At 45.0% G+C, this 4,002-nt stretch carries 6 protein-coding genes and 2 rRNA genes; 3 read left to right on the forward strand and 5 right to left on the reverse strand.

The window, feature by feature from the left end; all coding sequences use genetic code 11:
• Positions 1-344 precede the first annotated feature (344 nt).
• The 3 genes from MiSe_RS48025 to MiSe_RS48035 all read left to right on the forward strand — a co-directional run bounded on the left by MiSe_RS48025 (position 345) and on the right by MiSe_RS48035 (position 1,818).
• Positions 345-827 (forward strand): HNH endonuclease, encoded by a 483-nt coding sequence (locus MiSe_RS48025; protein ID WP_226594419.1) that lies wholly within the window; start codon positions 345-347, stop codon positions 825-827.
• Between the two features lie 137 nt (positions 828-964).
• Complete coding sequence (locus MiSe_RS53475; RefSeq protein WP_373873044.1) at positions 965-1,063, forward strand: hypothetical protein; 99 nt, start codon at positions 965-967, stop codon at positions 1,061-1,063.
• A gap of 254 nt (positions 1,064-1,317) precedes the next feature.
• The gene (locus MiSe_RS48035; protein ID WP_226594422.1) at positions 1,318-1,818 is read left to right on the forward strand and encodes a hypothetical protein; all 501 of its coding nucleotides are present in this window, start codon (positions 1,318-1,320) and stop codon (positions 1,816-1,818) included.
• A gap of 43 nt (positions 1,819-1,861) precedes the next feature.
• Here MiSe_RS48035 and MiSe_RS48040 read toward each other — a convergent pair whose 3' ends face one another.
• The 5 genes from MiSe_RS48040 to MiSe_RS48060 form a co-directional block, all read right to left on the reverse strand.
• A complete protein-coding gene (locus tag MiSe_RS48040; RefSeq protein ID WP_226594425.1) occupies positions 1,862-2,134 on the reverse strand; it encodes a hypothetical protein in 273 nt (90 codons plus the stop codon).
• 13 nt (positions 2,135-2,147) lie between these two features.
• On the reverse strand, positions 2,148-2,327 hold the full coding sequence (locus MiSe_RS48045; protein WP_226594428.1) for a hypothetical protein: 180 nt from the start codon (positions 2,325-2,327) through the stop codon (positions 2,148-2,150).
• 324 nt (positions 2,328-2,651) lie between these two features.
• Positions 2,652-3,383 carry an esterase/lipase family protein gene (locus tag MiSe_RS48050; RefSeq protein WP_307731684.1) on the reverse strand — a complete coding sequence of 244 codons (732 nt, stop codon included), beginning with the start codon at positions 3,381-3,383 and terminating at the stop codon, positions 2,652-2,654.
• Between the two features lie 258 nt (positions 3,384-3,641).
• Positions 3,642-3,758, reverse strand: a 5S ribosomal RNA gene (gene rrf / locus MiSe_RS48055).
• A 121-nt stretch (positions 3,759-3,879) separates the two neighbouring features.
• Positions 3,880-4,002, reverse strand: a 23S ribosomal RNA gene (locus MiSe_RS48060); the annotation flags it as partial.

Here is a 4,002-nt window from a genome sequence, read left to right on the forward strand (position 1 = left end):
TCAAAGGAATGGGACTGGAATTAAAACCCAGTCAAACAAAAACAACCCACACCCTCAATGAGTACAACGGAAATGTAGGGTTGGATTTCCTGGGATTCCATATGCAACAAGAGCCGTCAGGGAATTAACGCAGCGCCACCAACTCCGAAGGAAAAAAATTAGGATTTAACACAATCATCACCCCTAGCAAGGAGAAACAGAGAGTCCACCAAAAGAAAATGGCTGAAATGGTAGATAAAAACCTCACCAAACCCCAAGCAGTATTAATAACTGAGTTGAACTCAGTTATTAGGGGATGGTGTAACTAATACTCAAAAGTTTCAAGTCAAAAAGTTTTTAACACGATGGATTTTCTGTTGTACCAAAAGCTCCTGGCTTGGGCAAGGCGTAGAAACATACAATCCAATCACCACCAAATATCAAATAAATACTGGCACACAGTTGGAAATGATAACTGGTGTTTTAGTACCAACGAAGGGCTAACAATTGAAAAACATTCAAAAACCTCAATCAAGGTTTTCACCAAAGTTCAAGGAACAAGAAGCCCTGACGATGGAGATTGGATATACTGGAGTACACGCATGGGAAGAAGCCCAGAAGTCTCTGCAAAACTAGCAACTCTACTGAAGAGACAACAGGGGAAATGCAATCACTGCGGACTATCATTCAAACCGGGGGACTTGATAGAAATTGACCATATTGAACCATTAGCTAAAGGAGGAAAAAACGTATATGCCAACCTTCGGGCCCTTCACAGACATTGCCATGACACAAAGACAACCACTGATGGAAGTCTTGGTACTCATGACATAGAGCCATTTCATTGAGGCTCCGGATGAAGCGAAAGTTTCACGTCCGGTTTTGAAGCAGCGGGTAGAAAGGCGACTTTCTACTCGACTCCACTAAGGTCATACTTAAGGTTAACCCTAAATATTCCAGCACCGAATGCAGAAAATGCGGTCAGATCGACCGCAGCAATCGCGATGGTGAAAAATTCATCTGTTCTGCTTGTGGATTTTTCGCGCACGCCGATATTACGGCAAGCCAAAAATATCCGAGATAGCGCATCAGAAATGGTACGTGCGGACTGGGCGAAACCTGTGGGTAAAACTACTAAACTCCCGAAAAACTGTAAGGAGAATAGCCAGTGCGGTCAAGGGGTTTCCCCAAGTGGAGCAACTGGCGTATCACCACGCCCTAGTGGCAAGAGTGGTGAGCCCGGAGAACCCTAGTACTAGGGATATTAAGATTGAAAGATCTGAAGAATCTCCCCCCATGGACGGCCGGAGAGTGTCAAGGCATTTACTACAGATGGGGATGACTTCGACTTCAGTTCCCGGTGGTATTGTGGATTTATCACCAGGTTCAAAATCTTCTGTTGCACCTGTTTCTTCTCCTTCAGCTACCTCTAAATCTACTCGCCAAAAACCCTCGTCCTCTTCTTCAGCACAGGCTATTACTCCTACTCCAGAAAATATAACCAGTAGCCCGGAACCAAAGAAGAGACTTTCTCGCAAAAAGAAGGAATCTACTGCGGCAGTAATGGAAACAACGCAGGACACTCAGGAAACGACGCAGGATACATCAAGTTCTGTGACTGAGGCAGCAGGAGAACAAACTGGGCCCAAGAAGAAACTTTCTCGGAAGAAGAAGGAACCTGCTGTGGTATCAATGGAAATGCCACAAGATACACAAAGTTCTGTTGCTCAGGTAGTGTCTTTAACAACTGAGCCAGCCACTGTTGAACCACTTCCCAAGAAAAATTTTAGAAGAAGTGTCGGGCAACGCAAGCCACAGCAAGATCAAGTTGGGGAGTAAGTACAATAACTAAAATCTTTGGCTCAACAGAGCGATGAATTGATTAAGAGCGACGGCTGTTTTGTATCCAGGCTTTACCTAATTTTAGTTCCTGTAACACTTGGTCGCGTAAAGCCTCAAGTTCTATCATCTTGGGCAGTGTAGGTGTATGCGAATCAACAACGGAAGGCTGTTGAACATGATGCTCCTCTCTCCGTGTATTACGCGGAAACCTGTCGCTTTCTTTCGATGTATTACTTGGTAGATTGTTGCTTTTAACCATCTCTTCTAAATAATCTGCTCTTGTCAGTCCTAAGCCAAGAGCAGCGATACCCAATGCTTTCCATGTGTCATTCGTATAGTCTCAAACAGCGCACTTGACGGTAATCATCGTTTTTGACGGCAAATTTAGCCTGAATATCCCGTTTTAACATCAACGTTTCCATGTAATACACCGTTAGTTTAACAACTTTTTCCATGTAATACATGGAAGGAATTAGTTTTCTACTTTGACTACATCTCTGAAGCATAAAATGAACGCATACTTTATGAAGCATATCTTGAGCTAAAAGCTCAAGATATGGTGCAAGTCACAGCCAGTGGGACACTTGGGATTTTAGGGGGCTAGTGAATCAGCCGATGTTGGTGTCTGAGGGTTTCCCCCCCAATAACTTGCCGCTGTCGTATCCTGTGCCGTAGCAAGTCTACCCCCGTTAGTTAAATTACTGGGGATTCTTTTTAGAAGAGCGTTGGAGTTTAAATATTACTGTCACCCAGAAGCAATTTTTGGCGCTGAGGCTTATGCACAGGTAGGCGATGCAAGTTAACAGGTTTTACTAGCATTCCTGTATGACTCACCATATTTTTTTACCTAACAAGTCAAACAAGCGCCAAGAGGCAATTTCTCTTGCTTGTCCCCCATGCGGCAGTTTCAAGACCTGCTGCTGACTGTTAGATCCCTCTCCATCTGTATGTTCCCTTTCCCTGACAATGGGTTCTGTCAGTGCCATCGCGACTGTCTGTAAACTTCGATTGTCAGTTAGCATTAAAGGATGGGTTGCTGCCAATACTTGAACATCTTTTCCTACTGGCAGTTGGGAACTATTAGCGGGGACGATCATCAAATCCAAAGGCGTCCAGATCGAAGTAAAGTTGAGCTTTTTCAGCATAGTCACATCTCGATTTAAGTCCAACAGAAACTCACTGTCAGGACGCATCTGGACGCAACCGGGGCGAGTTGAAGCGTAAGCAGCAAAAGTGCCGCGATGGGGAGAAGCAATGGTAATGAAGCGCTGCACGCGGTTAATGCCTCCCAATCGCTGTATGTAATAGCGGCTGACAATTCCTCCCATACTAAAACCAACAATATCGATGGGTTGTTCGGCCTCGAATGTATTGTTGATATAGTATGCAACTTGCCGCGCTAGATGGTCGAGTTTTGCATCGCCATTACAAGGAATTAAGTCTAGGTCGTATACATACCAGCCCAAATTTGTCAAGTAGGGAGCCATTTTGCCAAAGACTGCCCCCGTATCGTTTAAGCCGTGAACTAGCAATACTGGATTGCGGTTATTTTTTTGGGTCATATTAGTGTAGAGTTCGATCGCTTAATTCTAGGATAGGACGCGCGATCGCTCTTCTGAAGGGGCAGCAGACACCCGATGGAGCGTCACAGGTAGAGATTTTATCAACCCAGTTTGATTGCCATAGGCAATTTTTCCTCAAGCTGCGATCGCATCCCAACAAACGTCCTGATTCAGCTTTGCCGGGGGTCGTTGCGCCCCTTTAATCGACTAACCCGACTATGGCTTCAAGCCTAGTCGGGTTAGTCGATCAAATATTAATCCTGGCATCGAGCTATTTTCCCAGGCAGTCACCCGCCTAGTATCTTCGCAGCTGCGGCGTTTCACCTCCGAGTTCGGGATGGTTCGGTGTGGTTCCACCACGCTAACAACACCAGGAAAGCTTTTTAATTGCTAATAACAGATTTTTGATTTTTCGATAGTTTCAATTTGACCCTAAAAATCTGATTCCTAAAATTTTTAGAACCTTGCGATCGCATAGCAACTGTCGATCATGTTTGAGGTCAAGCCCTCGGTCTATTAGGACGCCTGGGCTGCATACATTACTGCACTTCCACCTGACGCCTATCAACGGGTGTTCTACCCGTGACCTTACTGGATTAACTCCATGAGAGCACTCATC

This window comes from Microseira wollei NIES-4236, from assembly GCF_020521235.1.
Lineage (GTDB): Bacteria > Cyanobacteriota > Cyanobacteriia > Cyanobacteriales > Aerosakkonemataceae > Microseira > Microseira wollei.